Here is a 25,712-nt window from a genome sequence, read left to right on the forward strand (position 1 = left end):
CGGTATCGTCGCAAAGCGTCCCTGCATGAGCAAGCCCGGCCCGATCTCCGCCAAGCCATTGTCCGGCCTGTTGGGCGCGACGCTGTCAGAAGCGTTCGCCAAGCAGGGCTTTGCGGCGCGCGAACTGGTGACGCGCTGGGCCGAAATCGCCGGTGCGCAGATCGCGGCGCATTCCGAGCCGCTGAAGATGCAATGGCCGCGGCCGGTCGACGGCCAGCCGGTGCAACCGGCGACGCTGGTGCTGCGGGTCGAAGGCCCGATGGCGCTGGAGATTCAGCATTCCTCCGACCTGATCCTGGAGCGGGTCAACCGCTTCCTCGGCTGGAACGCGGTCGGGCGGATCGCGCTGCGTCAGGCGCCGCTGTCGCGCCGGCCGCGCAAGAGCGTCCCGCGCGCCCCCGATCCGGCGGCGGTCGCCCGCGTCGCCGCGACGCTCGACGAGGTCGCCGACCAGGAACTGCGCGACGCACTGGCGCGACTCGGCGCGACGATCAAGCGGACGTGACGCCGGCGCTTTTCAACTTGTTCTGGCGCGGCATTGCCACAATTGCTGTTTCAAGCTAGCCAGACCTGGAGGTCGCGCGGCGCTGGCGCCGCCGTGACGTGTCGTTGTCGGCGGCCCGCCCCGCCGAATTGGAGCCGTTTGCCGATGATCACGCGCCGCACTTTCACCGCCGCTCTGTCGCTGACCGGCCTGGTCGCCGTCGCCGGCGTCTCGCCGTTCCGGCTGATCGACACAGCCTTCGCCCAGAGCAAGGAGGCCGCGACCGCCGCCGACGTCGCCAAGCCGATGTCGCTGCCCGACATGGCGCTCGGTCCGAAGGACGCCGCCGTCACCGTCACCGAATACGCCTCGCTGACCTGCTCGCATTGCGCCACCTTCGACCAGCAGGTGTTCCCGCAGATCAAGAAGGCCTACATCGACACCGGAAAGATCCGCTGGGTGTTCCGGGAATTCCCGCTCGACATCAAGGCGGCGGCCGGCTCGATGCTGTCGCGCTGCATCGCCAAGGAGGATTCCGCCAAGTACTTCGCGGTCACCGACGTGCTGTTCAAGAGCCAGACCGAGTGGGTGCTGAAAGACACCACCGAACAGCTCAAGCGGATCGGCAAGCAGGCCGGCCTGTCGGGCGAAGAGGTCGAAGCCTGCCTGAAGGACCAGAAGCTGCTCGACAAGATCGCCGCCGACCAGAAATACGCCAACGAAGTGCTGAAGGTGAACGCCACCCCGACCTTCTTCATCAACGGCGAAATGCTGCGCGGCGAGAACTCGTTCGAAGAATTCTCCAAGCGCATCGACGCGCTGCTGGCGAAGAAGAGCTGAGGCGGGGGCGCTGGTAACAAAGCGCTCCACTCGCGTCGTCGAGCCGCCGCTCTGAAGTCAACCGCACCTGATCAATCGTCATCCCCGCGAAGGCGGGGATCCAGTATCCCAGAGCATTCGCGGCCAGCATCGAGCGGTACGACAATCGCTCTGGAATACTGGGTCGCCCGGACAAGCCGGGCGATGACCGCGGGAGGTGAGGCATACCAAAAGCCGGAGCCTCATCCTTGCAATTTTCACGCGAATATTGAACGCTGCGCCATCGATTGCAGAGACTGATCGCCTCCTCCCCCAGGGAGTAAGTGGCATCCATTGGCAAAGCTGACTCAGAACGCCGCCAATCAGCAGATCAAGCTGGCCGCGACCTTCGTGAACAATATTGGCGTCGGCTTCATTATCGCCGGGATCATCGCGCCGGGCCTGTCGATGCTGACCGACCGGCCGATGCTCACGAAAGAGGCCTTCTTGGGTGCGGGCCTTCGTTGTGCTGTGTTGGGTATCGTCCTACATTTGCTGGGGCGATGCGTCCTGCGGAGGATTCAATGAACGATATCCTCTTTCTACTTACCGTTCCGGTCATCGTCACCCTGATGGCAGCCGGTGTGGTCTGGCACAGCAACCGGCAAGCTGGCGCCGCGTTGCAAGCGTCGGAGGCCGAAGCGAAGGACGCCGCGTCATCCGGCTTCGGCTGACACGTCAGCCGCTTACCGAACTCACCGGCCGGTCTCCCGGCCGATGATCTGTCCCGCTTCCAACCGCCCTCGAGAAGCGCCCCTCCCGGACAGGACGACCCGGGCTCTAGTCCTTATAGGAATATTATCAAGACGCTTTGATGGTCGGACCGTTGACATGTGTAACACATGTTTCTATGCTCTGAACATGACCACGATGGTACAGATCCGCAATGTTCCCGACGCGCTGCATCGGCGACTGAAGTCGCGCGCTGCACTAGCTGGCATGTCGCTGTCCGACTATCTGCTCAGCGAGCTACGCCAAGTCGCGGAGCGGCCCACTCTGGACGAATTGCGGGCGCGCCTTCACAGTCGCCCCGAAACCAATCCCTCCGTGTCGCCAGCCGATGCGGTTCGCGCCGAACGCGACCGCGCGTGATCGTCGTCGACGCTTCAGCTTTGCTCGAAGTCCTTATTCACACACCTATGGCTCGCACCGTGGAGGATCGGCTGTTCAGGCCCGATGAGACTCTTCACGCTCCACACCTGATTGATGTCGAACTCGCTCAGGTCATTCGGCGCTATGCTGCGAACGGCGATATCGACCGTGAGGATGGCCGGATGGCCCTCGCCGACTTGGCAGACTTCCCGCTGCAGCGGCACCCGCACGAGTTTCTGCTGCCGCGAATCTGGCAACTTCGAAACAATCTCACCGCCTATGACGCCACCTATGTGGCGCTGGCGGAAGTGCTCGAAGCCCCGCTGCTAACCCGCGACAAACGCCTTGCCGGAGCCGCGGGACATCGTGCTCAGATCGAGCTCGTGTAGTTACAAGCAGGCTGCGACGGATTATCTACCCGCGAGTTGCCTTCCGTTCGAGGATTGCATCATGACGACAAACTCTCTTTTCGACAAAGCCATGTTCGAAATCTATCGACGCGCAAAAGAAGAGGCGAATTACAACGCAACGATTTTCTTGCAGATGCTGACGGAGACAGATGGCCTAACAACTGCCAAATCGTTGATCAATGCAACAAAGCCATCGTTAGGGTATACTGCTCTGTTCATGAAGGGACGACTTGATCTTACAGTCGAAGCGGTCGTGACAGAGAACAAGCAGTGGGCAGAACTTTTCACTGACGATGAAATTGAACGAGCTAAGAAGCGGCTACTGGATTATCAGTACAAGCCAAAGAACTGGATTGCATAATTCCAGCAGGGAGTGGCCGAAAGAGCGGCTGCACATCACGACCAGCACTCTGCGCAGCGCGCGTTCCGGAATGACCTAGCTCGGCACTTCCCACCCCGAAATCCCCAGCTTTATCGCGCTTTTTCGGCGAATCCCGCCGTGGAAAAGCCCGCTGGCGTGGTTGCTCATGCCTTAATCGGCCGCCATTGTCGCCGGCTAACGCCGCCGCCGGCTGCGAGCGAGTTGCGACCGGGCGGGACAACCTATGGTATTGTCCTGCTTGAGAGATTCGCTACAGCCGCGGGAACCTGCGGCCCATAGAGCATCGGACCAGATGAAACTCACGCGTCTCCGCCTCCACGGCTTCAAGTCGTTCGTCGAGCCCACCGACTTCATGATCGAGCCGGGTCTGACCGGCGTGGTCGGGCCGAACGGCTGCGGGAAATCGAATCTGGTCGAGGCGCTGCGCTGGGCGATGGGCGAGACCTCCCACAAGTCGCTGCGCGCCGCCGACATGGACGCGGTGATCTTCGCCGGAAGCGGCAACCGCCCGGCGCGCAATCACGCCGAAGTGGTGATGTCGATCGACAATTCCGATCGCACCGCGCCGGCGGCGCTGAACGATTCCGACACGCTGGACATCTCGCGCCGGATCGAGCGCGAGGCCGGCTCGCAATATCGCATCAACGGCCGCGAAGTCCGCGCCCGCGACGTGCAATTGCTGTTCGCCGACGCCGCCACCGGCGCCCGCTCGCCGGCGCTGGTCCACCAGGGCAAGATCGGCGAAATCATCCAGGCCAAGCCGGAACAGCGCCGCCGCGTGCTGGAAGACGCCGCCGGCGTCGCCGGCCTGCACGCCCGCCGCCACGAGGCGGAGCTGCGGCTGAAGGCGGCCGAGACCAATTTGACCCGCGTCGAGGACGTGATCGGCCAGCTCTCCACCCAGGTCGACGGCCTGAAGAAGCAGGCGCGCCAGGCGATCCGGTTCCGCGAGGTCGCCGCCAAGGTGCGCAAGACCGAGGCGACGCTGTATCACCTGCGCTGGCGCGACGCCCAAAGCGAGGTCGGTGCGGCCGCCGAGGTGCACGATCTCGGCGTGCGCGCGCTGGCCGAGGCCACCCGCGAGCAGGCCGAATCCGCCCGCATCCAGGCCGAACGCGCCACCACTTTGCCGGGCCTGCGCGAGGCCGAAGCCCGCGCCGCCGCCGGCCTGCAGCGGCTGATCAACGCCCGCGAACAGCTCGACCGCGAGGAAGCCCGCGCCAAGGAACGGGTGATCGAACTGGAACGGCGGCTGGCGCAGTTTGCCTCCGACGTCGAGCGCGAGCAGCGGCTGGCGATCGATGCCGACGCCGCGCTGGAACGGCTCGACATCGAGGACGTCGAGCTGCGCGAGGAGATCCTGGAGCGGGTCGAAAAGCGCAGCGGCGTCGACGAGCGCGTCGCCGAAGCCGAAGCCTCGCTCGGCGAGGCCGAGCAACTGTTCGCCGAGCTCACCACCCAGCTCGCCGAACTGACGGCGCGGCGCAGCCAGTTCGAGCAGAGCGTCCGCACCCATCGTGACCGGCTGGCGCGGCTCGACACCGAGATCAAGAACGTCGAAAGCGAGATCGACCGGCTCGCCGCCGAGACCTCGGGCGCCGGCGACCTCACCGAACTCGCCGAGGCGGTCGAGATCGCCCAGGAGCTCCTGGCCGAGCAGGAAGCCGCGGTGCAGGCCGCCGAAGCCGCGCAGATCGTCGCGCGGCAGACGCTGGACGGCTCGCGGGCGCCGCTGGTCGATGCCGAAAAGAAGGTGCAGCGGCTCGAGACCGAAGCCAAGACCATCAGCAAGATCCTCAACGGCGAGACCAAGAATCTGTGGCCGCCGATCATCGACGGCATCACCGTCGCCAAGGGCTATGAGAAAGCGATCGGCGCCGTGCTCGGGGACGATCTCGACGCGCCGGTCGACCCCAGCGCGCCGATGCGCTGGACCGATATCGGCGTGCAGCCGGAAGACCCGGCGCTGCCGGACGGCGTCGAGGCGCTGGCGCAGCACGTCACCGCGCCGCCGGAGCTGGCGCGCCGCCTCGCCCAGATCGGCGTCGTCACCAAGGAGCGCGGCAATGAGCTGTGCGAACAGCTCAAGACCGGTCAGCGGCTGGTGTCGCTCGACGGCGACGTCTGGCGCTGGGACGGCTTCGTCGCCTCGGCCCATGCGCCGACCGGCGCCGCCCGCCGGCTCGCCGAACGCGCGCGCCTGACCGACATCGAGAACGAGCTGGAACTGGCCCGGATCGAGGCCACCGCCAAGCGCCAGGCGCTGGAATCCGCCGAAGCCGAATTGAAGATGGCGGCGGCCGCCGAGACCGCGTCGCGTGAGGCGCTGCGCGGTGCCCGCCGCGAAGTCGACGCCGCGCGCGAGCGGTTCGCCGCCGCCGAGCGCGAGGTCAACCGCCACGCCGCGCGCAAATCGGCGCTGGCCGAAGCGCAGTCCCGCCTCGCCACCGACCGCGCCGAAGCGGAAGCCGCGCTGGAGAACGCCGAGGCCCAGATCGCCGAGCTGGAGCCGAACACCGAGGCCGAGGGCCGCCTCGCCGCGGTGCGCGGCGACATCGACGGCCGCCGCCGCATCGCCGCGCAGATCCGCGCCGAAGCCCAGGCGCTGGCGCGTGAAGCCGAGCTCGCCGACAAGCGGCTGCAGGCGATCGCCGCCGAGCGGATGGACTGGCAGAAGCGCAAGGCCGGCGCGGCCTCGCAGATCGCCACCGTCGAGGAGCGTGTCGCCGAGCTCACCGCCGAACGCGCCGAGCTCGACAATGCTCCGGAAGTGTTCGCCGAAAAGCGCAGCGCGGTGATCACCGAGATCGAATTCGCCGAAAGCGACCGCCGCGCCGCCGCCGACGCGCTGGCCGCCGCCGAACAGGCGATGGCCGACACCGACCGCGCCGCCAAGGCGTCGCTCGAACGGCTCTCCAGCGCGCGCGAAGCCTGCGCCCGCGCCGAGGAGCGGATGGAAGCGGCGCGCCGCCGGCTCGAAGACGTCGAACGCGAGATCCGCGACATGCTCGAGGTCGAGCCGCAGGCCGCGGCCCAGCTCGCCGAGATCGTCGAAGGCAGCGAACTGCCGCCGCTCGCCGAGATCGAAGAGAACCTGGAAAAGCTGCGCCGCGACCGCGAACGGCTCGGGGCCGTCAACCTGCGCGCCGAGGAAGAGCTCAACGAGGTCGAAGCCCAGCACGGCACCCTGGCGGCCGAGCGCGACGACCTGGTCGAAGCGATCAAGAAGCTGCGCACCGGCATCCAGAGCCTGAACAAGGAAGCCCGCGAGCGGCTGCTCGCCTCGTTCGACGTCGTCAACGGTCACTTCAAGCGGCTGTTCACCACGCTGTTCGGCGGCGGCGAGGCCGAGCTGAAGCTGATCGAGAGCGACGATCCGCTCGAAGCCGGCCTCGAGATCATCGCCAAGCCGCCGGGCAAGAAGCCGCAGTCGCTGTCGCTGCTGTCGGGCGGCGAGCAGGCGCTGACCGCGATGGCGCTGATCTTCGCGGTGTTCCTCACCAACCCGTCGCCGATCTGCGTGCTGGACGAAGTCGACGCGCCGCTCGACGACCACAACGTCGAGCGGTTCTGCGATCTGCTGCAGCAGATGCGCGAAACCACCGAGACGCGGTTCATCATCATCACCCACAACCCGATCACCATGGCGCGCATGAACCGCCTGTTCGGCGTCACCATGGCCGAACGCGGCGTGTCGCAGCTGGTCTCGGTCGACCTGCAGGGCGCGGTGGATATTCTGGATCAGAACGTGGCGTGAGCGGCGCTTTCCCGTGAGGCGGGGCCATCGCAGATGGAACGTCTCGGACTGTCCCGCCGACTCTCTCTTCACCCTCCCCTTGAGGGGGAGGGTCGGCCCGCAGCCCGCGCAGCGGGATGCGGGACGGGGTGGGGTGAGCCGCGGGCACGGCTCGTCGTAACTTCGCCACCCTACCCCGCTCGCTGCGCGAGCGCCCCTCCCCCTCCAGGGGAGGGTGATCCTCGCATCGCCCGCAAGCTTTCCCGATGATCTCCCCCGCCCTCCCCGCCGAACTGAAAGCCGCGCTGGAGCAGCGCGCGCATGGTGCGTCGCGGAGCGAGGCGGCCGCGCGGGCGGAGCGGATCTCGCTGACCTATCGCGGCGGCGGCACCTCGACGCCGATTACCACCGAGGCCGACGCCCTGGCCTATGCGGGCGCGCGGATGCCGGCGACCTACGCGGCGGTGATCGCCTGCCTCAACGCGATGGCTGCGATCCGACCCGGTTTCGCGCCAACAACACTGCTCGACGTCGGCGCCGGACCCGGCACCGCGAGCTGGGCCGCCGCGCAAGCGTTCGAGACGCTGCAACGCTTCACCCTGCTCGACGCCAATCCGGCACTGCGCAAGCTGGCGCTGCAACTCGCCGAAGCGACTCGTTTGCCCGCGATCGACTACCGGCTCGGCGACGCCGGCAAGACGCTGGGCGATGCGCCGGACGCGGCGCTGGTGATCGCCAGCTATGTCATCAACGAACTCTCCGACGCCGCGCGTGCCTCCTTCGCCGACGCGCTGTGGCGCAACACCACCGATACGCTGCTGGTGGTCGAGCCCGGCACCCCCGCCGGATATCAGCGCATTCTCGATCTGCGCGACCGGCTGATCTCCCAGGGCGCCCGCGTGATCGCGCCGTGCCCGCACGAGACCGCCTGTCCGCTGACCGCGCCGGACTGGTGCCACTTCGTGCAGCGACTGCCGCGCTCGAAGCTGCATCTGCAGCTCAAATCGGCCGACGTGCCGTTCGAAGACGAGAAGTTCAGCTACGTGGCGCTGACGCGCGCCAGCGTGCCGGAGCGGCCGGCGCGGGTGCTGGCGCAGCCCGAACAGACCAAGGCGGCGATCACCGCCAAGCTGTGCACGCCGGCCGGCCAACTCGAGCTCGCCGTCGCCCCCCGCCGCGACAAACCCGCCTACGCCCGCTTCCGCCGGCTGGCGTGGGGCGATACGCTCGATTGAACGTTCGCACCTGCAGCGGCGACCAATCGGCACCGCGCCGGTTGCGCGGGCCCTGTTGCGCGCCTGATGTTCCAGCGCGGCGGAGCAGGTCGTGATCGGATGGGAGCCGTCAATATGTGGATTTTTCTCGGCATCGTCGCCGCGCTCGCGCTGTATGCGCTGCTGACCTACAACCGCCTGGTGGCGCTGCGCCAGCGCGTCGGCCAAGCGTTCGCCGATATCGACGTGCAGCTCAAGCAGCGGCACGATCTGATTCCGAATCTGGTCGAAACGGTGAAGGGCTACGCGGCGCACGAGCGTTCGACGCTCGAGGACGTCGTCCAGGCGCGCAACGCGGCGATCTCGGCGCAGGGCCCCGGCCAGATGGCCGCCGCCGAGAACGCGCTGACCGCCTCGCTCGGCCGGCTGATCGCGCTCGGCGAGGCCTATCCGGACCTCAAGGCCAACGCCAATTTCCAGCAGCTGCAGAGCGAACTCAGCGACATCGAGAACAAGATCGCGGCGAGCCGGCGGTTCTTCAATAACGCCGTGCAGGAGTACAACACCGGCATCCAGCAGATGCCCGCCGCGCTGTTCGCCGCCCCGCTCGGCTTCACTCACAAGGACTATTTCGACCTCGGCGAGACCCGCACCCAGGTCGAGCAGGTGCCGCAGGTGAAGTTCTAGCGTTCGTCATTCCGGGGCGCGCGCAGCGCGAGCCCGGAATCCATAACCACCGCAGGGATTATGGATTCCGGGCCTGCGCCCCAAGGGCGCATCCCGGAATGACGTGGATGGGCCGTGCCCGATCGGATCGCCATCATGGCCGCCTACGGTCTCTACACTCACATCGCCGCCAACAAGACCCGGTCGATCGTGCTGCTGATCGGGCTGTTCGTGCTGGTGTATGTGCTGGTCTATGCCGGCGCCCTGATCGCCGAGGTGGTGATCGACGGCGGCCGCACGGTGCCGGACTATCTGCGCGCCGCGGCGGCCGATCTGATCCAGGCGGCGCCGCTCGCCACCATCGGCGCGGCGCTGTGGATCGTGATCGCGTATTTCTTCCACCAGAAGCTGATCGACGCCGTCACCGGCGGCCATGCGGTGACGCGGGCCGAACAGCCGCGGCTGTACAATCTGCTCGAGAACCTGTGCATCTCGCGCGGCATTCCGATGCCGAAGCTGAAGATCATGGACAGCGCGGCGCTGAACGCCTTCGCCAGCGGCCTCAATCCCAAGCAATACGCCATCACCGTGACCTCCGGGCTGGTCGAGCGGCTCGACGATGCCGAGATCGAGGCGGTGCTGGCGCACGAGCTGACCCACATCAAGAACGGCGACGTGCAGCTGATGGTGATCGCGGTGATCATCGCCGGCGTCGTCGGGTTTTTTGGCGAGCTGATGTTCCGGCTGTTTGTCCAGGGCGGAATCCGAATCGGCGGCGGCTGGTCGGGCGGCGGTTCATCGTCCTCCTCGTCGTCGGGCGATCGCAAGAGCGGCGGCGGCGCGATCGTCGTGGTGATCCTGGCGATCGTGCTGATCCTGCTGGCCTGGCTGCTGTCGCAGGTGGTGAAGCTGGCGCTGTCGCGCTCGCGCGAATTTCTCGCCGACGCCGGCTCGGTGGAGCTGACCAAGAATCCCGACGCGATGATCTCGGCGCTGCGCAAGATCGAGAACCGCGGCGAGCTGGAAGGCGCGACCTCGGCGGTGATGGAGATGTGCGTCGACAATCCGCGCTCCGGCTTCTCCGACCTGTTCGCCACCCACCCGTCGGTGGAATCGCGCGTCGATGCGCTGGTGAAGTTCGCCGGCGGGCATTATTTGCCGCCGCTGCCGGCGGCGGACGGGGACGAGGGCAGCAATGCCGCAGCCCCGGACGGGCCGGTCGAGGACGCTGCGGCGCCGGCCTCCCCCGGGCCGGTGCATGGTCCGTGGAGCGACGCGCCGGCGCCGGCTCGCAAGCGATCGCTGCTGCGCGGACCGTGGGGCTGGCGGAGCTGATCCGCGACGCGGCTACCGCGATCGCCTCGCATCTGAACGAATTTGTTGAGGATCGCTCCCGTCATCGCCGCGCCGATTGAATTATCCCATGTTTCTGCCATGTTCGCGCCCAAAGCAGAGGTCTGCACCCCGGCCCCCGCGGCCGCGGTGGGGGATCGAACCGGCCCGAAAAGGAATCTCATGGCGAAGCCAGCAGTGATCGTCGTCGGCGCAGACAAGGGCGGCGTCGGCAAAACCACGGTGTCGCGCACCCTGCTCGACTATTTCAGCGCCAACAACGTCCCGACCCGCGCCTTCGACACCGAGTCGCCGCGCGGCACGCTGAAGCGCTTCCATCCCGACATCACCGAGATCGTCGACATGACGTCGACGGCCGACCAGATGAAGATCTTCGACACGCTGAACTCGGCGGTGCCGTCGGTCACGGTGATCGACGTTCGCGCCGGCCTGCTGTCCCCGGCGCTGGCGTCGCTCCGCGACATCGGCTTCCTCGACGCGGCGCGCTCCGGCCAGATCACCTTCGCGGTGTTCCACATCCTGGGGCCCTCGATCGCGTCATTGGACGAGATCGCCGAGACCGCCAACTTCATGATCGGCGCGAAGTACTTCCTGACGAAGAACTTCATCAACAACACCAGCTTCTTCGAGTGGGACCAGGCGACCTACAATTCGTACTTCCACCGCATCAAGGACGCCACCGAGCTGACGATTCCGAAGCTCAACGAAATGGCGTACGAGCAGGTCGAAGTGTCGTCGGTGCCGTTCCTGAAGTTCGTCGCCAACAAGGGCGTCAGCGGCGAGCCGGCCAACTACTCGTTCGTGCTGCGCGGTTATGTCCGGCACTGGCTCGCCAACGTCTGGAGCGAGTTCGACCGGATCAAGCTGACCGACATCGTCGGCAAGGACAAGAACGGCCGCGGCACCCCGGTGACCGACGAGCCGGGCGAGAAATAGTTCGCATCGCTGCGGAATCCGGCTATATCGGACGGCATTCCCCGACCGATCCAGCCTGATGTCGCGCACCCCGATTTACATCGTCTGTTCGCCGCGGCCGTTCGTCGGCAAGACCCTGATCGCCCGCGTGCTCACCGAATATCTGCTGCTGCAGCGCGGCGCGGTGCTGGCGTTCGACGTCAACGTCAAGGAGCCGTCGCTGCTCGACTATCTGCCGCGCGTCACCGAGACCGCGCAGGTCGACGACACCTTCGGCAAGATGGCGCTGATGGACCGGCTGATCCTGAACGACGACCTCGCCAAGGTGGTCGACCTCGGTTTCCACGCCTTCGACGAGTTCTTCGACACCTTCGCGGAGATCGGCTTCATCAAGGAAGCGGCGCGGCGGCGGGTGGCACCGGTGGTGCTGTTCCTCGCCGACACCGACCGCAACTCGGCACGCGCCTACGACCGCCTGCAGGACATTGTGCCGCCGCGGCAGCTGATCACCATCGACAACGAGCACGTCCTGCTCGGCGAACTGCCGGCGACGTACGCCCACGGCCGGGTGATGCGGATCCGCGGCCTGCCGCCGTTCCTGAAGACCTATATCGACCGCGTGAACTTCTCGTTCACCGGATATTTGCGCGCCGAGCCGGACGCCTCCACCGAACTCAACCAGTGGATCCGCGCCAACTACACGACCTTCCGCGCGCTGGAGCTGGAGCTGACGCAGGGGCGGTAGCACTGCCGTCGCAGCGCAGACAGCCGGCTCCCTCGCCCCGCCCTTAATCAGAGCTGATCCGCACCGCCTGCCACACGCACAGCCTCATGGTGAGGAGGCGCGTAGCGCCGTCTCGAACCATGTGACGCAGGGAACCGCGTTACCCCATCCTTCGAGACGCCCGGCTTCGCCGGGCTCCTCAGGATGAGGACTCAGTGCGTTCGGAAACGTCGGATCGTTTCAATCAAACGATGAACCGCTCTAGCCCCTCACCCGGATTGCTGCGCAATCCGACCTCTCCCCGCATGGCGGGGAGAGGTTAAGTCAATGCCCTTCGAACGCGACCAGGGTGCGGACCGGGACGCCCATGGCGCGGATCTTGGCGGCGCCGCCGAGCTCGGGCAGGTCGATCACGAAGCAGGCGGCGACGACTTCGGCGCCGATCTGGCGCAACAGCTTGATCGCGCCCTCGGCGGTGCCGCCGGTGGCGATCAGGTCGTCGACCAGGATCACCCGCTCGCCGGGGGTGATGGCGTCGACGTGGACCTCGATCTTGTCGGTGCCGTATTCCAGCGCGTATTCCATCGACACGCAGGTGTGCGGCAGCTTGCCCTTCTTGCGGATCGGCACGAAGCCGCTCGACACCTGATGGGCGATCGCGCCGCCGATGATGAAGCCGCGCGCCTCGATGCCGGCGACCTTGTCGATCTTCGAGCCCGCCCAGGACTGCACCAACTCGTCGATCGCCCGGCGGAACGCCCGCGGCTCGCCGAGCAGCGTGGTGATGTCACGGAAAATGATGCCGGGTTTGGGATAGTCCGGAATGGCCCGGACACTGGCCTTCAAATCTTGGGCGAACTCGGGGGTCATCGGCGCGGGTCTTTCGTTACGGATGGCGCAATTCGTCATTGGCGGGCGGGAGGCGCAATCGGGAAATTCGGCTGAGTTACCGCCGGGGGTGGTAGCAGAGCTCCCCCGGCGGGCCTTCGATCTGGATCAATCGCGGATCCCGGCCATTCGGCTTAGGCCGGCTGGCCGAGCCGGAAGGCGTTTTCGACGATCCGCAGCCCGACTTCGCCGCCGAGCGACATCAGCGACTCGGGATGGAATTGGACGCCGCCGACCGGCAGGGTGTTGTGCTCGATCGCCATCGCGATGCCGTCCTCGGTAGAAGCGGTGACGGTCAGCTCTTTCGGCATGTCGCTCATGTCGACATACAGCGAGTGGTAGCGGCCGATCGTGACCTCGTTGGGCAGGCCACGCATCAGCGTGCCGCCGCGCACCTGGATCCGCGACGGGCGGCCGTGCGCCGGCTGCGCGAGCTGGCCGAGGGTGCCGCCGAAATACTCGCCCATCGCCTGCACGCCGAGGCAGACGCCGAAGATCGGCAGCTTCTTTTCGAGCGCGGCGTCGATCGTGTCCTTGATCCTGAAGTCCTCCGGCCGGCCGGGACCGGGCGACAGCACCAACAGATCGTAGGCGTTTTCGGCCAGCATCTTCAGGCCGTGGACATAACGCACCACGGTGACCTGGGCGCCGACCTGGCGGAAATAGTCGGCCAGCATGTGCACGAAGCTGTCGTCGTGGTCGACCAGCAGCACCTTCTTGCCCGAGCCGGTGGCGTCCGGCGCCACCGCCGACAGCGGCTTGGCCGGATCGCCGCGCAGCGCCTGGAACAGCGCCGCGGCCTTGACCTGGCATTCCTTGTCCTCGGCCACCGGATCGCTGTCGAACAGGCAGGTGGCGCCGACCCGGACCTCGGCGAGGCCGTCCTTCATCCGGATGGTGCGGATGGTCAGGCCGGTATTGATCGAGCCGTCGAAGCCAACCGCCCCGAACGCGCCGGCATACCAGCGCCGCGGGCTGCGCTCGTTGTCCTCGACGAACTGCATCGCCCACAGTTTCGGCGCCCCGGTGACCGTCACGGCCCAGGCATGGGTGAGGAAGGCGTCGAGCGCATCGAAGCCGGGGCGCAGCATGCCCTCGACGTGATCGACGGTGTGGAACAGCTTCGAATAGGTCTCGATCTGGCGGCGGGCGAGCACCTTGATGGTGCCCGGGACGCAGACCCGCGCCTTGTCGTTGCGGTCGACGTCGGTGCACATGTTCAGCTCGAACTCGTCTTTTTCGGAGTTCAGGAGCTTCTGGATCTGCTCGGCATCGCTGATCGCGTCGACGCCGCGGGCGATGGTGCCGGAGATCGGGCAGGTCTCGATCCGGCGGCCGTCGGAGCGGACGAACATTTCCGGCGAGGCCGACACCAGGAATTCGCCGTCGCCGAGATTGAGCAGGCCGCCATAGGGCGACGGGTTGATCCGGCACAGCCGCTTGAATACTTCGGCCGGCGAGCGCTCGCACGGCTCGCCGAACAGCTGGCCCGGCACCGCCTCGAACAGGTCGCCGCGGGCGAACGCCGCGCGCGCCTTCTCGACCACCTTGGGATAGTCGCCGGGCGCGTGGTCGGCGAAGCCCTGCCGGCCGGTCTGGGTGTAGACGCTCTCGGCGGTCTCGTTCGGCAGCCCGGCGGTGGACTGGCCCTTCCAGGCGAACTCGTAGGCGATACTGACGCCGCGGCCGGTGGCGCGGTCGTAGGCCAGCAGGCGATCCGGCACGTACAGCACGATGTCGCGCTGGTCGGCCTCGCGGGCGCGCTTCTGCTTCAGGTCCTCGAACTGGAACACCAGATCGTAGGCGAAGGCGCCGTACAGCCCGAGCATCGGATCGGCCGGCGAAGCGAACGCGGCGATGACGGCGCGGACCAGCGAGATCGCGCTGGCGCGGCGGGTGCGCTGCTCCTCGTCGACCGGGGCCTCGCCGCGGACGATGTGCCCGCTGATCTTGGTGGCGCAGGCCTGCTCGACCACCACGCAGGGCTCTTCCAGCCTGTCGGACAGAAACGCGATCAGCACGCGGCCGCGCGGATTCAGCGCCTCGATGGTGAATTTGTCGGCCCTCGTGGTCAGCGCCAGCGGCGGATCGGCGAAGCCGAGGTCGAAGCTCTCGTAGCGGCCCGGCACGGTTGTGCCGGACGACAGCATCACGCCGCGGCGGTGATCGAGCAGGTCGATCAACTCGTCGAGCGCCTGGCCGCCGGCAAAGGGCTCGGCGCTGCGCGTCACCGCGAGGCCCGCGGCGGTCTTGTAGTCGCTGGTCGCGGGAAGCGAAAAAACGGTCCTGTTCATGGCATCCTCTTAAGCAACTTGCCGAAGGAACGCCACACAGGACAAACGAAAGCCGCCTCGCGTGGCGGCCTCAGGACGATCGGAAATCAACGGGATCGCACGGCCACCTCTGGTTACGAGGTGCGCCACCAACGACGTCTGAGCTGCGGGGTCGGGCGGAACGTGCGCATGAGCGGCAGACCATCACTCCGGCCGGGCGGAGTCAAGGGCTGGCCGGCGCCTGCCGCCTGCAACCAAAGCAGCAAGGCACATGGCCGGGGCTGCAATATGCTGGTCACCTCGGCGGAGCGCTCCCATGAAGGTTCGAGACGTCATTCTGCTGATCGAGGCGGACGGGCGGATCCGCATAGCTACCCGCGGAAGCCACCGACAATTCAAGCATCCTTGGAGCCAGGCCGTGTCACGATCGCCGGCAAACTCTCCGATGATCTTGCCCCGGGCACATTTGCCAGTATCCTCAAACAGGCAGGCTTAAGGGAGCGGCGCTGATGCGCTATGCGGTGGTGATCGAAAAAGCCGAGGGTAATTATTCGGCTTATGTGCCGGACCTTCCCGGCTGCATCGCGACCGGCGACAGCGTCGCTGCCGTCGAGGCCGAGATCCGGGAGGCGATCCGGTTTCACATCGACGGCTTGAGAGAGGACGGATTGCCTGTGCCGCAGCCGACCAGTTTGGCCGAGTACGTCGAGACCTGAGGTCCGTCCACGGCTGGCCAACTGGCGGCGCTTACTTGGCGGGTCGGCGCGTCATACTCACGCACACCGCGTCCCTCAACCCGGCTTGCGCGCCACGATGTAAGGGCCGTGGGGGTTGGTGCCGAACACCCGCTCGTCGGCGATCTCGAAGCCGGCGTCGCCGATCGCCTGGCGCAGCGCGCTGCGGGTCAGGGTCTGGGCACGCGGAAACAGGCCGATGCTGCGCAGCACGAAGAACAGCGCGCGCAGCTTGAAGCCCATCTCGGCGAAGCACCAGGTCTTGCTGATCAACAGCCCGCCCGGCTTCAGGTGGGCGTGGATCTGCGCCAGCGTGCCCGGCATGTCCGGCACCAGATGCAGCACCTGGAAGGCGCAGATCGCGTCGAACGGGCCGCCGTCGAAGGCGGTGGCGGCGTCGGCGAGGACGAAGCGCAGATTGGCCGGCGCCGGCTTGGCGCGCGCGATCCGCAGCATCTCGGCCGAGAAGTCGGTGGCGATCCATTCGGCGGCGTGCGGCGCCAGCCGGATCGCGGCGGAGCCGGTGCCGCAGCCGATCTCCAGCACCCGGTCGGTCGGCCGCAGCCGCCCCGCCACGTCGGCCAGCATCGCGTCGAACGCGGCCGGATCCTTGATCGGCCGCGCCGCGTAGCGGTCGGCGACCTTGTCCCAGAATTTGGCGTTTGCGGCCTCGGCCATTGGCGGCTCCTCCCGACCAGTCGTCACAGATACGGCTCGACGATGCCGCGCAGATCGACCCGCGCCCGCATCCGCGTCGCCAGCATGTAGATGCCGCCGAACTTGCGCTGCAGGAACAGCGTGTCCATCGGCGGAATGCGGAAATGCGCGCGGTCCGACGCCATCGCCATGCCGGCTTCGCGCATCCGCATCGCCAGGTCGCTGCCACCGAAATCGAACGGCGCATCCTGCCGCAGCGGCTGCAGCGACATCTCGAACATCTCCAGCATCGCCTGCTCCAGCCGCGCCGGCACGTCGTCGGCGAGGAACCCGATGTCGCGCGCCGCGGCGCGGATGCCGGCGCGGTCACCGCCGAGCCCGGCCCGCAGCAGCCGGCGATACAGTTCGGCGAATTCTGCGGGGAAGGCGCGGGTAGCGCCGAAATCGAGCAGCAGCACCTGCCCGGTCGCCGGCGCGTAGCGGTAGTTGGCGAAGTTCGGATCGGTCTGCATCAGCCGGAATTCGAACAGCTCGCGGAACAAGAGCCCGATCAGCAGCGTCAGCACCCGGTCGCGCTCCGGCTGCGGCGCTGGGGCGAGGCTGTCGATCGGGCGGCCGTCGACATAGCTCATCGCCAGCACGTTCGGCGCCGTCAGATCGGGGTGCAGCTCGGGCACCCGAAATTCCGGCCGGTCGGCGAGCAGCGCGCCGAAGCTCGACAGGCAGCGGCCCTCGCGCTCGTAGTCGGCCTCCTCGTGCAACTGCCGCTTGGCCTCGACCACCATCGGCGCGATGTCGACGCCGCCGGGCACCAGCCCGGCGACACGCATCAGCGCGGCGACATTGTCGACGTCTGAATCGATGCTGCGGCGGACGCCGGGGTACTGCACCTTGATCGCCAGATCGCGACCGTCTTTGGTCCGCGCCCGGTGGACCTGGCCGATCGAGGCCGCGGCGATCGGCGCGGCGTCGAATTCGGCGAAGCGCTGCTGCCAGTTGCGGCCCCACGCCTCGGTCAGCACCCGCCTGAGCTGCGGCACCGGCATGTGATGCGCTTCCTGCCGCAGCCGGCCGAGGATCTCGGCCAGCTCCGGCGGCAGCATGTCGCCGGCATCCATCGAAATCAGCTGGCCGACCTTCATCGCCGCGCCGCGCATCTGCGCCAGCCGGTCGGCGACCTTCAGCGCATTCGCCGGCGTCAGCAGCAATTCGTCGAGCCGCGGGCGCTGGCCGCGCACCAATTGCCCGGCGACATCGGCGGCGACATTGCCGGCGATCGAGGAGGCCAGCCCGCCGAGCTTGGCGAGTCGCGACAGCCGCGAACTCGGCACCGCGACGGCTCTGCTCTCGATCTTCCGATGCGGCATCATGGCTCCTTCGAAGGGCGGCACGGGGCGACAATGAACGGGATGGCGCGAGGCGGGCAAGACGAGCAGCCTGCCCTCTGGCCGACATCTGCTATCGCCGATGGCAGCGGTCGTCTGTGACCATGTCACGCGATCGTCGTCCCAACAGCGGGAGTCGACGGAACGCCGGCGCGACTCGTGCATTGTCGCTGCGCATGCCGGGTGACAACCGGCCGCAACGGAGATGGCGGACGTGGTTTATTTTGCCGGTTTCTGGCCACGACACCAACGCATCGGTACGCGCTGACGCCTAACCCGTTCCCGGCATGCATCCTCTCTGCCTCCAGGTGAGGCTGGGGATAACGGTGACAACTTCCGGGAATCGCGATCCCGCCGCGATCCGAAGGAACTCGCGCCCCGATCGACGGATTGGTGTCCTTGTTGATGCCATCGCCAGCATGATCAGCGGGACACTCTCATGCCGACCCCCTTGGATAAGCAGATCGACCGGATCGTCGCGGAAAGCGGCGGCAGCGTTCACGAGGCGCTACGCGCGCTGATGCAGGTCAACGAACACCTCGAGGCCGAGTTGGCCCGGCTCCGCGCCGCGGTGATCTTCAGCTACGCGGTGGGCGACGGCGGGCAACTCCACTAGCGCCGGCTCCCGGCGGCGTTCACGCCTTCTTCAAGAATTCCGTCCGCAGCACCAGGCCCTTGATCTTGTCGGTGCGACCTTCGATCTCGTCCTCGCTGTCGGTGAGGCGGATGCCGCGGATCGTGGTGCCGCGCTTCAGCACGGTGGACGAGCCCTTCAGCTTCAAGTCCTTGATCAGCGTGACGTTGTCGCCGTCGGCGAGCAGCGCGCCGTTGCAGTCCCTGACTTCGATGCTCATGGTCGGTTCCTTGTTCCGTGGCGCACAGCCAAAGCAGGAATGTCGCGCTCGCGCAACGCCGCGGCGGCCCATATCCAAAATGAAAGGCGCGAGGCGGATCGCTCCGCCCCGCGCCGTATCGGGAAGCCGAAAAGCTCAGAACCGGTAGGTGATGCCGGTGCCGATCAGCCACGGATCGAGATTGACCTTGCCGGTGATCGGCGTGCCGTTCGCCAGCGTGCCGCTCCACTCGGGCCGCAGCCACAGCTTCTTGACGTCGACGTTGATACCCCAGTGCTGGTCGATCATGTAGTCGAAGCCGATCTGCACCGCGGGCGCGAACGCGTCCTTGAGGTGGCTGTCGATCACGGTGCAGCAGGCTGCGCTCTGGCTGAAGAAGAAGGTGTAGTTGACGCCGGCGCCGACGTAGGGCTTGAACGCGCCGAACTCGGTGAAGTGATACTGCAGCGTCAGGGTCGGCGGCAGCAGCCAGGCCTTGCCGACGTCGATGCCGGTCAGGGTGCCGGCACCCGAGACGCTGTGGCGGGTGACGCCGAGGATCAGTTCGGCGGCGATGTTCTTGGTGAAGAAGTAGGTGATGTCGAGCTCGGGCACGAGCGCGTCGGAGGTCTTCAGCGACGAGCCGGCGATCTGATCGACATAACCCGAATCCCGCGGCACCACGCCCAGCGCGCGCAGGCGGATCATCCACGGGCTGGATTCCGCCACCACCGGCGCCTTGTAGATCGGCCGGGTGGCGAGATCGGCGGCGTCGGCGTTCGCCGACACGAAGGTGAATGCCGCCGCCAAAGCCAGCGCCGACACTGCAGTCAGAAACTTGGTCATAGGTGCCCCTTTTGAAGCTCGGTCGCGTGAGCGGGAAACCCACGCTCGCGGTGCACAAATGCCTGTGAGGGGCGTCAGGGTTTGATCTGGATCAAATGATGCGCGCCGTGATGCGACATTGCGCCACGCGTGACTTTTGGGTCACGGATTCGCTTACCGCCGCGCGCAGGGCGGTGCCGGTTCCCGCAATCAGATTCCCGGTTCTGTGCGCAGCGGCGACGCGGCCGTTTACGGCCGCTCCGGATTGCGCATCATGTATTCGCCGAGATTGCGCTGGGCGCGGTTGGCACGGCTGAGGGCGTTGGAACGCTGCACGTCGCGGTCCTTGCGGCAGGCGACGTATTCGGGCGAACCGGCGGCGACGCCGTTCTGCCGGCAGAAGGCGTCGTCGTCGCCGAGATCGGCCGGCGCGTCATTGCGGCTGGCACAGCCGGCGAGCGCCAGGGCGGCGACCGACAGGACGATCAGGCGTTTCGAGGTTGACGGCATCCAAGGTCCCCAGAGCACGGGTCGTTCCGGGGCGCTCGCGAAGCGAGCGAACCCGGAAATCTCGTCGCAACAACATCGGGATTCCGGGTTCGCGCGTGACACGCGCGGCCCGGAATGACGTTGCGAGGCTTTGTCTAACCCGAATTGCGGAGTTTGTAAGTCCGCAAGTCGCGTCCCTGCCCGGCTCAGCTATGGCTCTTCAGCGCCGAGGAAATGTCGTCGAGCGCGGTCGGGTCTTCGATCGTCGCCGGCATCGTCCAGGCGTCGCCGTCGGCGATCTTCTTGATGGTGCCGCGCAGGATCTTGCCGGAGCGGGTCTTGGGCAGCCGCGGCACGGTCACCGCCAGCTTGAACGCCGCGACCGGGCCGAGCTTGTCGCGCACCAGCTTGACGATCTCCTTTTCGATCTCGGCCGGATCGCGGGTGACGCCGGTCTTCAGCACGATCAGGCCGCACGGCACCTCGCCCTTGATCGGATCGTTGATGCCGAGCACGGCGCATTCGGCGACGTCCGGATGCGAGGCCAGGATCTCCTCCATGCCGCCGGTGGACAGCCGATGGCCGGCGACGTTGATAATGTCGTCGGTGCGGCCCATCACGAAGACGTAGCCGTCCTCGTCGACATAGCCGGCGTCGGAAGTTTTATAGTAGCCCGGGAAGTCGGCGAAGTAGCTCTCGCGGCAGCGTTCGTCCTGCTGCCACAGCGTCGGCAGGTTGCCGGGCGGCAGCGGCAGCTTGATCACGATCGAGCCCATCGTCCCCGCCGGCACCGGCTTGGCGCCCTCGTCGACGACTTCGAGCTTGTAGCCGGGCATCGGCACCGTCGGCGAGCCGTGCTTGACCGGCAGCAGGCCGAGGCCGACCGGATTGCCGGCGATGCACCAGCCGGTTTCGGTCTGCCACCAGTGATCGATCACCGGCACCTGCAATTGCTGCTCGGCCCATTCCACCGTCGGCGGGTCGGCGCGTTCGCCGGCCAGGAACAGGGTGCGGAATTTCGACAGATCGTATTTGCGGATGAAGCTGCCGTCGCCGTCTTCCTTGCGGATGGCGCGGAACGCGGTCGGCGCCGTGAACAGCGCGACGGCGCCGTGCTCGGAGATCACCCGCCAGAACGCGCCGGCATCCGGCGTGCCGACCGGCTTGCCTTCGTACATGATCGACGTCGCGCCGTGAATCAGCGGGCCGTAGATGATGTAGCTGTGGCCGACCACCCAGCCGATATCGGAAGCGCACCACCACACCTCGCCCGGCTTGATGCCGTAGAGATTCTCCATCGACCATTTCAGCGCGACCAGATGGCCGCCATTGTCGCGGACCACGCCCTTCGGCTTACCTGTCGTGCCGGAGGTGTAGAGGATGTACAGCGGATCGGTGGCGTCGACCGCGACGCAGTCGGCTTTCTTGCCGGCAGACATCGCCTGCTCGCGCAAGGTCGCCCAATCATGGTCGCGGCCCGGCTTCAGCTCGCAATCCTGTTGCGGCCGCTTCAGGATGATGCAGGCCTCCGGCTTGACCGAGGCGAGCTCGATCGCCTCGTCGAGCAGCGGCTTGTACTTGACGATGCGGCCTGGCTCGATGCCGCAGCTCGCCGACAGGATCAGCTTCGGCTTGGCGTCGTCGATGCGGGTGGCGAGTTCTTTCGCCGCGAAACCGCCGAACACCACCGAATGCACCGCGCCGATGCGGGCGCAGGCCAGCATCGCCACCATCGATTCCGGCACCATCGGCATATAGAGGATGACGCGGTCACCCTTCTGCACGCCGAAGTCCTGCATGATCGCGGCGAGCGTCTGCACTTCGCGCAGCATCTCCGCGTAGGTGAACTTGCTGATCGTGCCGGTCAGCGGCGAATCGTGGATCAGCGCGAGCTGATCGGCGCGGCCGCCGGCGACGTGGCGGTCGAGCGCGTTGTAGCAGGTGTTGACCTTGGCGCCGGGAAACCAGCGGCCGTACAGGCCGAGCGAGGCATCGAACACCTTGGTGGGCGGCTCGATCCAGTCGATTTCCTTCGCGACCTCTCCCCAGAACCCCTCCGGGTCGGCCAGCGAGCGGGCATGAACCTCGCGGTAACGGCTCTTGTCATGGATAGTCATGGCGTCACGCTCCCGTGGATCTCAGGCGGTTTGCCCGCCATGTCCGGCTTTTAGGCGCGGCACGCAACCCCGCCTTTGTTCCTAATCAAGCCGCATCCTGTGGTTCGGTCCGGCCCGGGCGGCATTCTGGCGAGCTGCCAACGGGTTGCAAGCACCCACCGGAGAGCCGGGGTCGGCGTCCTAGCTGCCGCCGGCGGCGGACAATTGCCGCAGCCGCGCCTCCAGGGCGTCACGCAGATCGTAGCCGGGGCGGCCGAAGCCGGCGTCGCGCGCGGCGATGAACGCGGCCTGCGCCTTCTTCAGCGTCCGCAGCGCCGCCGGCTGGCCGGCACCGGCCCGCAGCGCCCGGCGGTACAGCGCGTCGATCCGGCGATCGAGATCGGCCAGCGCCGGATCGGCGCAGATCGCCTTGTCCACAGCCTTGCGGGCGCGGCGGCAGTCGAAGCTCGGCTTGCCGGCGAGTGCCTGCTGCACCCCGATGCGTTCGACCTCGCGCGCCAGCGCCTTGTGGTTGCCGCGCGCCGCGACATGGTCGGGCTTCAGCTTCAGCGCGGCGGCGAAATCCGCCAGCGCCTTGCGCGCATCGCCGCTGCCGCGCCACAGCTCGCCGCGGGCGTTCAACGCGTCGGGCTGCTTCGGATCGAGCCGCAGCGCGTCGTCGTAATCTGCGATCGCGCGATCGATCTCGCCGATGCGGGCACGAGCGGCGGCCCGCGCCAGCAGCGCCTTGCAGCGCTGCTTCTTCTCGGTGTCGCGGCTCTCGATCACCTTGCTGCACAGCGCGATGGTGCGGCGCTCGTCCGGCATGTTGGCCGCGGCGAGACACGCCCCCGGATCGGCGGTCGGATCGTCCGGCGGCTCACCGCCGGTGGCGAACGCCGGCGACGCGGCGATCAGGAAACTCGCGGCAATGAAAACAGCGCGCATCGATCGAACTACCGCTTCGTACTTCAAATCAGCGTCGTTTCATTCCTCTTGGGAAGCGTGAAGCGCTGCTGCTTAGTTCACCTTCAGCGTCAGGCCGCCGTCGACCACCAGCTCGAGGCCGGTGATGTACTTCGACTCGTCGCTGGCGAGGAACAGCGCGGCATTGGCGACGTCCCAAGCTTCGCCCATGTGGCCCATCGGCACCTGAGCGTCGCGGGCGCGCCACATCGCATCGACGTCACCACCCGAATAGCTGGCGGCAAGGCCGGCGGAGTGCGCCACCATCGGGGTCTTCATCAGCCCCGGCAGGATCGCGTTCACGCGGATATGGTCCTTGGCGTATTCCACCGCGGTGTTGCGGGTCAGCGCGTTCATCGCAGCCTTCGAGGCCGCGTAGCTGACATAGGAGATGCCGAGATGGCGGATCGACGCGATCGACGAGATGTTGACGATCGATCCGCCGCCCTGCCGCTGCATGATCGGGATCACGTACTTCATCGCCAGGTACGCGCTCTTCAGGTTGATCGCGAACACCCGGTCCCAATCGGCCTCTGCGACCTCGACCACGCCGCCGGTCTCCGCGATACCGACATTGTTGTCGAGCACGTCGATGCCGTCCCACGCCTTGACGCAGGCCGCCACCATCGCTTCGATTTCGTCGGCACGGGAGACGTCGGCCGCAAAGGCGATGCCGCGGCCGCCTTCAGCCTTGATGATGTCGACGGTCTCTTCGGCGGCCTCGAGATTGCGGTCGACGCAGAACACCTGCGCGCCCTCGCGCGCGAACGTCACCGCGGTCGCCTTGCCGTTGCCCCAGCCGGGACCGATCGAGCCGGCGCCGACCACCAGCGCAGTTTTGCCGTTCAGACGTTGCATACTTCCTGTTCCACTCCACGTTTCGCGGGTCGCAGGCACAGACCCGCGCCGACACGTGGTCGAACGGCGGCGGGACCTGCGACAAGCGGTGCTTACGGCGTCCCGTGGGTGAGATCAAACACCTTCTTCTGGTGGGCGACGGCCTGCTTGGCACTGACGCTCTGCGTCAACAGACCGAGCGAACTCGCATCTTCGTCCGCCACCGGTGTCAATGCCTGATCGGTATAGGCATGGCGCTGCGGATCGCGCGCGACGCGAAAACCGATCGCCGCGACTTTGGCGAACGCCGTCAGAATCGCGGCGGTCTTGCGTACGCTATCGAACGCGAAGCGTGGCCAGAACAGCAACGGGTGCGGCGCGGCGAGGCCCGGCCTCCGCTCCGACGGATGCCGCTGCCGGAACAGCCCGCATTGCAGCGGATGCACCCCTTCCACCCTCACGGCGGTCGAGAAGATCGCCAGCAGCTTGACCAGGCTGCTGATCTTGATTCCGGTCGCCGCGGCGCGGCGCAGCAGCGTCTCGATGTGCTCGGGCGTGTAGTAGCGGCTCCACGCCTCCTGATAGATCGCCTCCCATTCGGGCCGCGACATCAACGGATGCGCGGTGCAGACGTGTTCGACGTCGTAGGTGTTGAGATCGGAATCCATCGCGACGCCGGCGCGCCACAGCGTCTGGTGATCCTCCGAGCCGGGCAGCGGCGTCAGGCAGAAGAACTCCATCACGTCGATCGGCAGTTCGCGCTTGATGATATCGATGTCGGCGCGGATCGATTCCGGCGTGTCGGCCGGGAAGCCGAGGATGTAGCCGGCCAGCGTGATGATGCCGTGGGCCTTCCAGGCCAGCAGCATCGCGCGATACTCGGTGATCTTGTTCTGCCGCTTGTTGGCGGTCAGCAGGTTGGCCGGGTTGATGTTCTCCAGCCCGATGAACACCCGGGTCACGCCGGCGCGCTTGGTCTTCTCGATGAAGCGCGGAATCTTGTGGCACAGCGTGTCGACCTGGATCATGAAGCCGAGCGGCAGGCCTTCGGATTCGCGCAGTTCGATCAGCCGGTCGAGGATCGCCTCCCAATCCTTGTTGCGGGCGAAGTTGTCGTCGGTGATGAAGTACTTGCTGATGCCCTGCGCCCAGTTCCGGCGCACCATCGCCTCGATGTCGTCGGGGGTGCGGTAGCGCGACTTGCGACCCTGGACGTTGATGATGGTGCAGAACGAGCACTGATACGGACAGCCGCGCCCGGCGTCGACGCTGGTCGACAGGCCGAGCGTCCGCTTCACGGTGGCGAGCGGCAGATACGGCGCCGGCACGCCCTCGATCCCGGGCAGGTCGTTGAGGAAGTTGTAGACCGGCTGCAGCCTTCCGGCGGCGGCGTCCTGCAACACGTCGTCGAGCCGGCCGCCCTCGGCTTCGCCTGCGAACATCGACACGCCCAGATCGCGGCACTCGTCGAGCCCGATCGCATGGCCGTCGAGCATCGACAGGCAGCCGGAGACGTGAAAGCCGCCCATCACCACCGGCACGCCGCTGGCGCGGAACGGCCGGGCGATGTCGAGCGCGCGCGGGTATTGGTTGGACTGCACCCCGACCAGCGCCACCAGACCGAAATTGCCGTTGCGGGCGAAGCGATCGAGCAGCTTCGGAATGTCGATCCGGACGTTGAACTCATCCACCGCTTCGATTTCGATCTCGACATCGGCGCCGAGAATCCGGCGCGCGGCGCCGTCGGCGGCGATGCCGTAAAGAGTCGCGAGCGAATTGGAGGGGATGATGCCGCGCCACCAGCGGATGACGTACCCGTCGTCGTCGTAATGCGACGGTTTGATCAGCAGCAGCACGAACTTCCGCTTCGCGCGTGCGACCGGAACCATTGGCGA

General features: G+C 66.9%; 26 protein-coding genes. 15 read left to right on the plus strand and 11 right to left on the minus strand.

The features are described 5' to 3' along the window. The first annotated feature begins 25 nt into the window (after nucleotides 1-25). The 13 genes from DWA33_RS09105 to DWA33_RS09160 all read left to right on the plus strand — a co-directional run bounded on the left by DWA33_RS09105 (nucleotide 26) and on the right by DWA33_RS09160 (nucleotide 11,855). Nucleotides 26-505 (plus strand): DUF721 domain-containing protein, encoded by a 480-nt coding sequence (locus tag DWA33_RS09105; protein WP_114357908.1) that lies wholly within the window; start codon nucleotides 26-28, stop codon nucleotides 503-505. A gap of 144 nt (nucleotides 506-649) precedes the next feature. Next, nucleotides 650-1,324, plus strand: a complete 675-nt coding sequence (locus DWA33_RS09110) for a DsbA family protein (protein WP_114357773.1) — start codon at nucleotides 650-652, stop codon at nucleotides 1,322-1,324. Between the two features lie 312 nt (nucleotides 1,325-1,636). Further along, nucleotides 1,637-1,870 carry a hypothetical protein gene (locus DWA33_RS09115; protein ID WP_114357774.1) on the plus strand — a complete coding sequence of 78 codons (234 nt, stop codon included), beginning with the start codon at nucleotides 1,637-1,639 and terminating at the stop codon, nucleotides 1,868-1,870. After that, a complete protein-coding gene (locus DWA33_RS25140) occupies nucleotides 1,867-2,016 on the plus strand; it encodes a hypothetical protein (protein ID WP_167443161.1) in 150 nt (49 codons plus the stop codon). Before DWA33_RS09115 ends, DWA33_RS25140 begins: the two co-directional genes overlap by 4 nt. 187 nt (nucleotides 2,017-2,203) lie before the next feature. Next, on the plus strand, nucleotides 2,204-2,434 hold the full coding sequence (locus DWA33_RS09120; RefSeq protein ID WP_167443162.1) for a FitA-like ribbon-helix-helix domain-containing protein: 231 nt from the start codon (nucleotides 2,204-2,206) through the stop codon (nucleotides 2,432-2,434). After that, nucleotides 2,431-2,823 (plus strand): type II toxin-antitoxin system VapC family toxin, encoded by a 393-nt coding sequence (locus DWA33_RS09125; RefSeq protein ID WP_114357776.1) that lies wholly within the window; start codon nucleotides 2,431-2,433, stop codon nucleotides 2,821-2,823. The genes DWA33_RS09120 and DWA33_RS09125 overlap by 4 nt, the downstream gene beginning before the upstream one ends. A gap of 61 nt (nucleotides 2,824-2,884) precedes the next feature. Further along, the gene (locus tag DWA33_RS09130) at nucleotides 2,885-3,205 is read left to right on the plus strand and encodes a hypothetical protein (protein ID WP_114357777.1); all 321 of its coding nucleotides are present in this window, start codon (nucleotides 2,885-2,887) and stop codon (nucleotides 3,203-3,205) included. A gap of 313 nt (nucleotides 3,206-3,518) precedes the next feature. Continuing rightward, on the plus strand, nucleotides 3,519-6,983 hold the full coding sequence (gene smc / locus DWA33_RS09135) for a chromosome segregation protein SMC (RefSeq protein WP_114357778.1): 3,465 nt from the start codon (nucleotides 3,519-3,521) through the stop codon (nucleotides 6,981-6,983). Nucleotides 6,984-7,228: 245 nt separating this feature from the next. After that, entirely contained in the window at nucleotides 7,229-8,197 is a 969-nt protein-coding gene (locus DWA33_RS09140) for a small ribosomal subunit Rsm22 family protein (protein ID WP_114357779.1), read from the plus strand. 114 nt (nucleotides 8,198-8,311) lie between these two features. Continuing rightward, a complete protein-coding gene (locus tag DWA33_RS09145) occupies nucleotides 8,312-8,863 on the plus strand; it encodes a LemA family protein (protein ID WP_114357909.1) in 552 nt (183 codons plus the stop codon). A gap of 135 nt (nucleotides 8,864-8,998) precedes the next feature. Next, nucleotides 8,999-10,177 (plus strand): M48 family metallopeptidase, encoded by a 1,179-nt coding sequence (locus DWA33_RS09150; RefSeq protein WP_114357910.1) that lies wholly within the window; start codon nucleotides 8,999-9,001, stop codon nucleotides 10,175-10,177. A gap of 180 nt (nucleotides 10,178-10,357) precedes the next feature. Then, nucleotides 10,358-11,131 carry a P-loop NTPase family protein gene (locus DWA33_RS09155; protein ID WP_011160028.1) on the plus strand — a complete coding sequence of 258 codons (774 nt, stop codon included), beginning with the start codon at nucleotides 10,358-10,360 and terminating at the stop codon, nucleotides 11,129-11,131. Between the two features lie 58 nt (nucleotides 11,132-11,189). After that, entirely contained in the window at nucleotides 11,190-11,855 is a 666-nt protein-coding gene (locus DWA33_RS09160; protein ID WP_114357780.1) for a hypothetical protein, read from the plus strand. Nucleotides 11,856-12,158: 303 nt separating this feature from the next. Here DWA33_RS09160 and DWA33_RS09165 read toward each other — a convergent pair whose 3' ends face one another. Both DWA33_RS09165 and DWA33_RS09170 read right to left on the minus strand, forming a co-directional pair. Then, the gene (locus tag DWA33_RS09165; RefSeq protein WP_114357781.1) at nucleotides 12,159-12,704 is read right to left on the minus strand and encodes an adenine phosphoribosyltransferase; all 546 of its coding nucleotides are present in this window, start codon (nucleotides 12,702-12,704) and stop codon (nucleotides 12,159-12,161) included. Nucleotides 12,705-12,856: 152 nt separating this feature from the next. Next, nucleotides 12,857-15,016, minus strand: coding sequence for an anthranilate synthase component I (locus DWA33_RS09170; RefSeq protein WP_114357782.1), 2,160 nt, complete (start codon nucleotides 15,014-15,016; stop codon nucleotides 12,857-12,859). 488 nt (nucleotides 15,017-15,504) lie between these two features. On the opposite strand from DWA33_RS09170, the gene DWA33_RS09180 reads away from it, so the two are divergent. Continuing rightward, on the plus strand, nucleotides 15,505-15,711 hold the full coding sequence (locus DWA33_RS09180; RefSeq protein ID WP_114357783.1) for a type II toxin-antitoxin system HicB family antitoxin: 207 nt from the start codon (nucleotides 15,505-15,507) through the stop codon (nucleotides 15,709-15,711). Nucleotides 15,712-15,786: 75 nt separating this feature from the next. Here DWA33_RS09180 and DWA33_RS09185 read toward each other — a convergent pair whose 3' ends face one another. Both DWA33_RS09185 and DWA33_RS09190 read right to left on the minus strand, forming a co-directional pair. After that, nucleotides 15,787-16,407 (minus strand): class I SAM-dependent methyltransferase, encoded by a 621-nt coding sequence (locus DWA33_RS09185; protein ID WP_114357784.1) that lies wholly within the window; start codon nucleotides 16,405-16,407, stop codon nucleotides 15,787-15,789. A gap of 23 nt (nucleotides 16,408-16,430) precedes the next feature. Beyond that, nucleotides 16,431-17,753, minus strand: a complete 1,323-nt coding sequence (locus DWA33_RS09190) for an ABC1 kinase family protein (RefSeq protein ID WP_114357911.1) — start codon at nucleotides 17,751-17,753, stop codon at nucleotides 16,431-16,433. Between the two features lie 457 nt (nucleotides 17,754-18,210). Between DWA33_RS09190 and DWA33_RS25145 the strand changes: the two genes are divergently transcribed. Then, complete coding sequence (locus DWA33_RS25145; RefSeq protein WP_167443163.1) at nucleotides 18,211-18,387, plus strand: hypothetical protein; 177 nt, start codon at nucleotides 18,211-18,213, stop codon at nucleotides 18,385-18,387. A gap of 19 nt (nucleotides 18,388-18,406) precedes the next feature. On the opposite strand, the gene DWA33_RS09195 is transcribed toward DWA33_RS25145, so the two are convergent. From DWA33_RS09195 to DWA33_RS09225, 7 genes are all read right to left on the minus strand, one after another. Next, nucleotides 18,407-18,619 (minus strand): alkylphosphonate utilization protein, encoded by a 213-nt coding sequence (locus DWA33_RS09195; protein WP_181902395.1) that lies wholly within the window; start codon nucleotides 18,617-18,619, stop codon nucleotides 18,407-18,409. A 141-nt stretch (nucleotides 18,620-18,760) separates the two neighbouring features. Further along, a complete protein-coding gene (locus DWA33_RS09200) occupies nucleotides 18,761-19,450 on the minus strand; it encodes an OmpW/AlkL family protein (RefSeq protein WP_114357786.1) in 690 nt (229 codons plus the stop codon). A gap of 228 nt (nucleotides 19,451-19,678) precedes the next feature. Beyond that, nucleotides 19,679-19,939 carry a hypothetical protein gene (locus DWA33_RS09205; RefSeq protein ID WP_114357787.1) on the minus strand — a complete coding sequence of 87 codons (261 nt, stop codon included), beginning with the start codon at nucleotides 19,937-19,939 and terminating at the stop codon, nucleotides 19,679-19,681. A gap of 185 nt (nucleotides 19,940-20,124) precedes the next feature. Further along, nucleotides 20,125-22,035, minus strand: a complete 1,911-nt coding sequence (locus DWA33_RS09210) for a propionyl-CoA synthetase (RefSeq protein ID WP_114357788.1) — start codon at nucleotides 22,033-22,035, stop codon at nucleotides 20,125-20,127. A 180-nt stretch (nucleotides 22,036-22,215) separates the two neighbouring features. Then, complete coding sequence (locus tag DWA33_RS09215) at nucleotides 22,216-22,962, minus strand: tetratricopeptide repeat protein (protein WP_114357789.1); 747 nt, start codon at nucleotides 22,960-22,962, stop codon at nucleotides 22,216-22,218. 72 nt (nucleotides 22,963-23,034) lie between these two features. Further along, nucleotides 23,035-23,838: an SDR family NAD(P)-dependent oxidoreductase gene (locus tag DWA33_RS09220; protein ID WP_114357790.1), complete on the minus strand. Its 804-nt coding sequence runs from the start codon at nucleotides 23,836-23,838 to the stop codon at nucleotides 23,035-23,037. Nucleotides 23,839-23,930: 92 nt separating this feature from the next. After that, a complete protein-coding gene (locus tag DWA33_RS09225) occupies nucleotides 23,931-25,706 on the minus strand; it encodes a B12-binding domain-containing radical SAM protein (RefSeq protein WP_114357912.1) in 1,776 nt (591 codons plus the stop codon). Nucleotides 25,707-25,712: the final 6 nt, after the last annotated feature.

This window comes from Rhodopseudomonas pentothenatexigens, from assembly GCF_900218015.1.
Taxonomy (GTDB): Bacteria; Pseudomonadota; Alphaproteobacteria; order Rhizobiales; family Xanthobacteraceae; genus Rhodopseudomonas; species Rhodopseudomonas pentothenatexigens.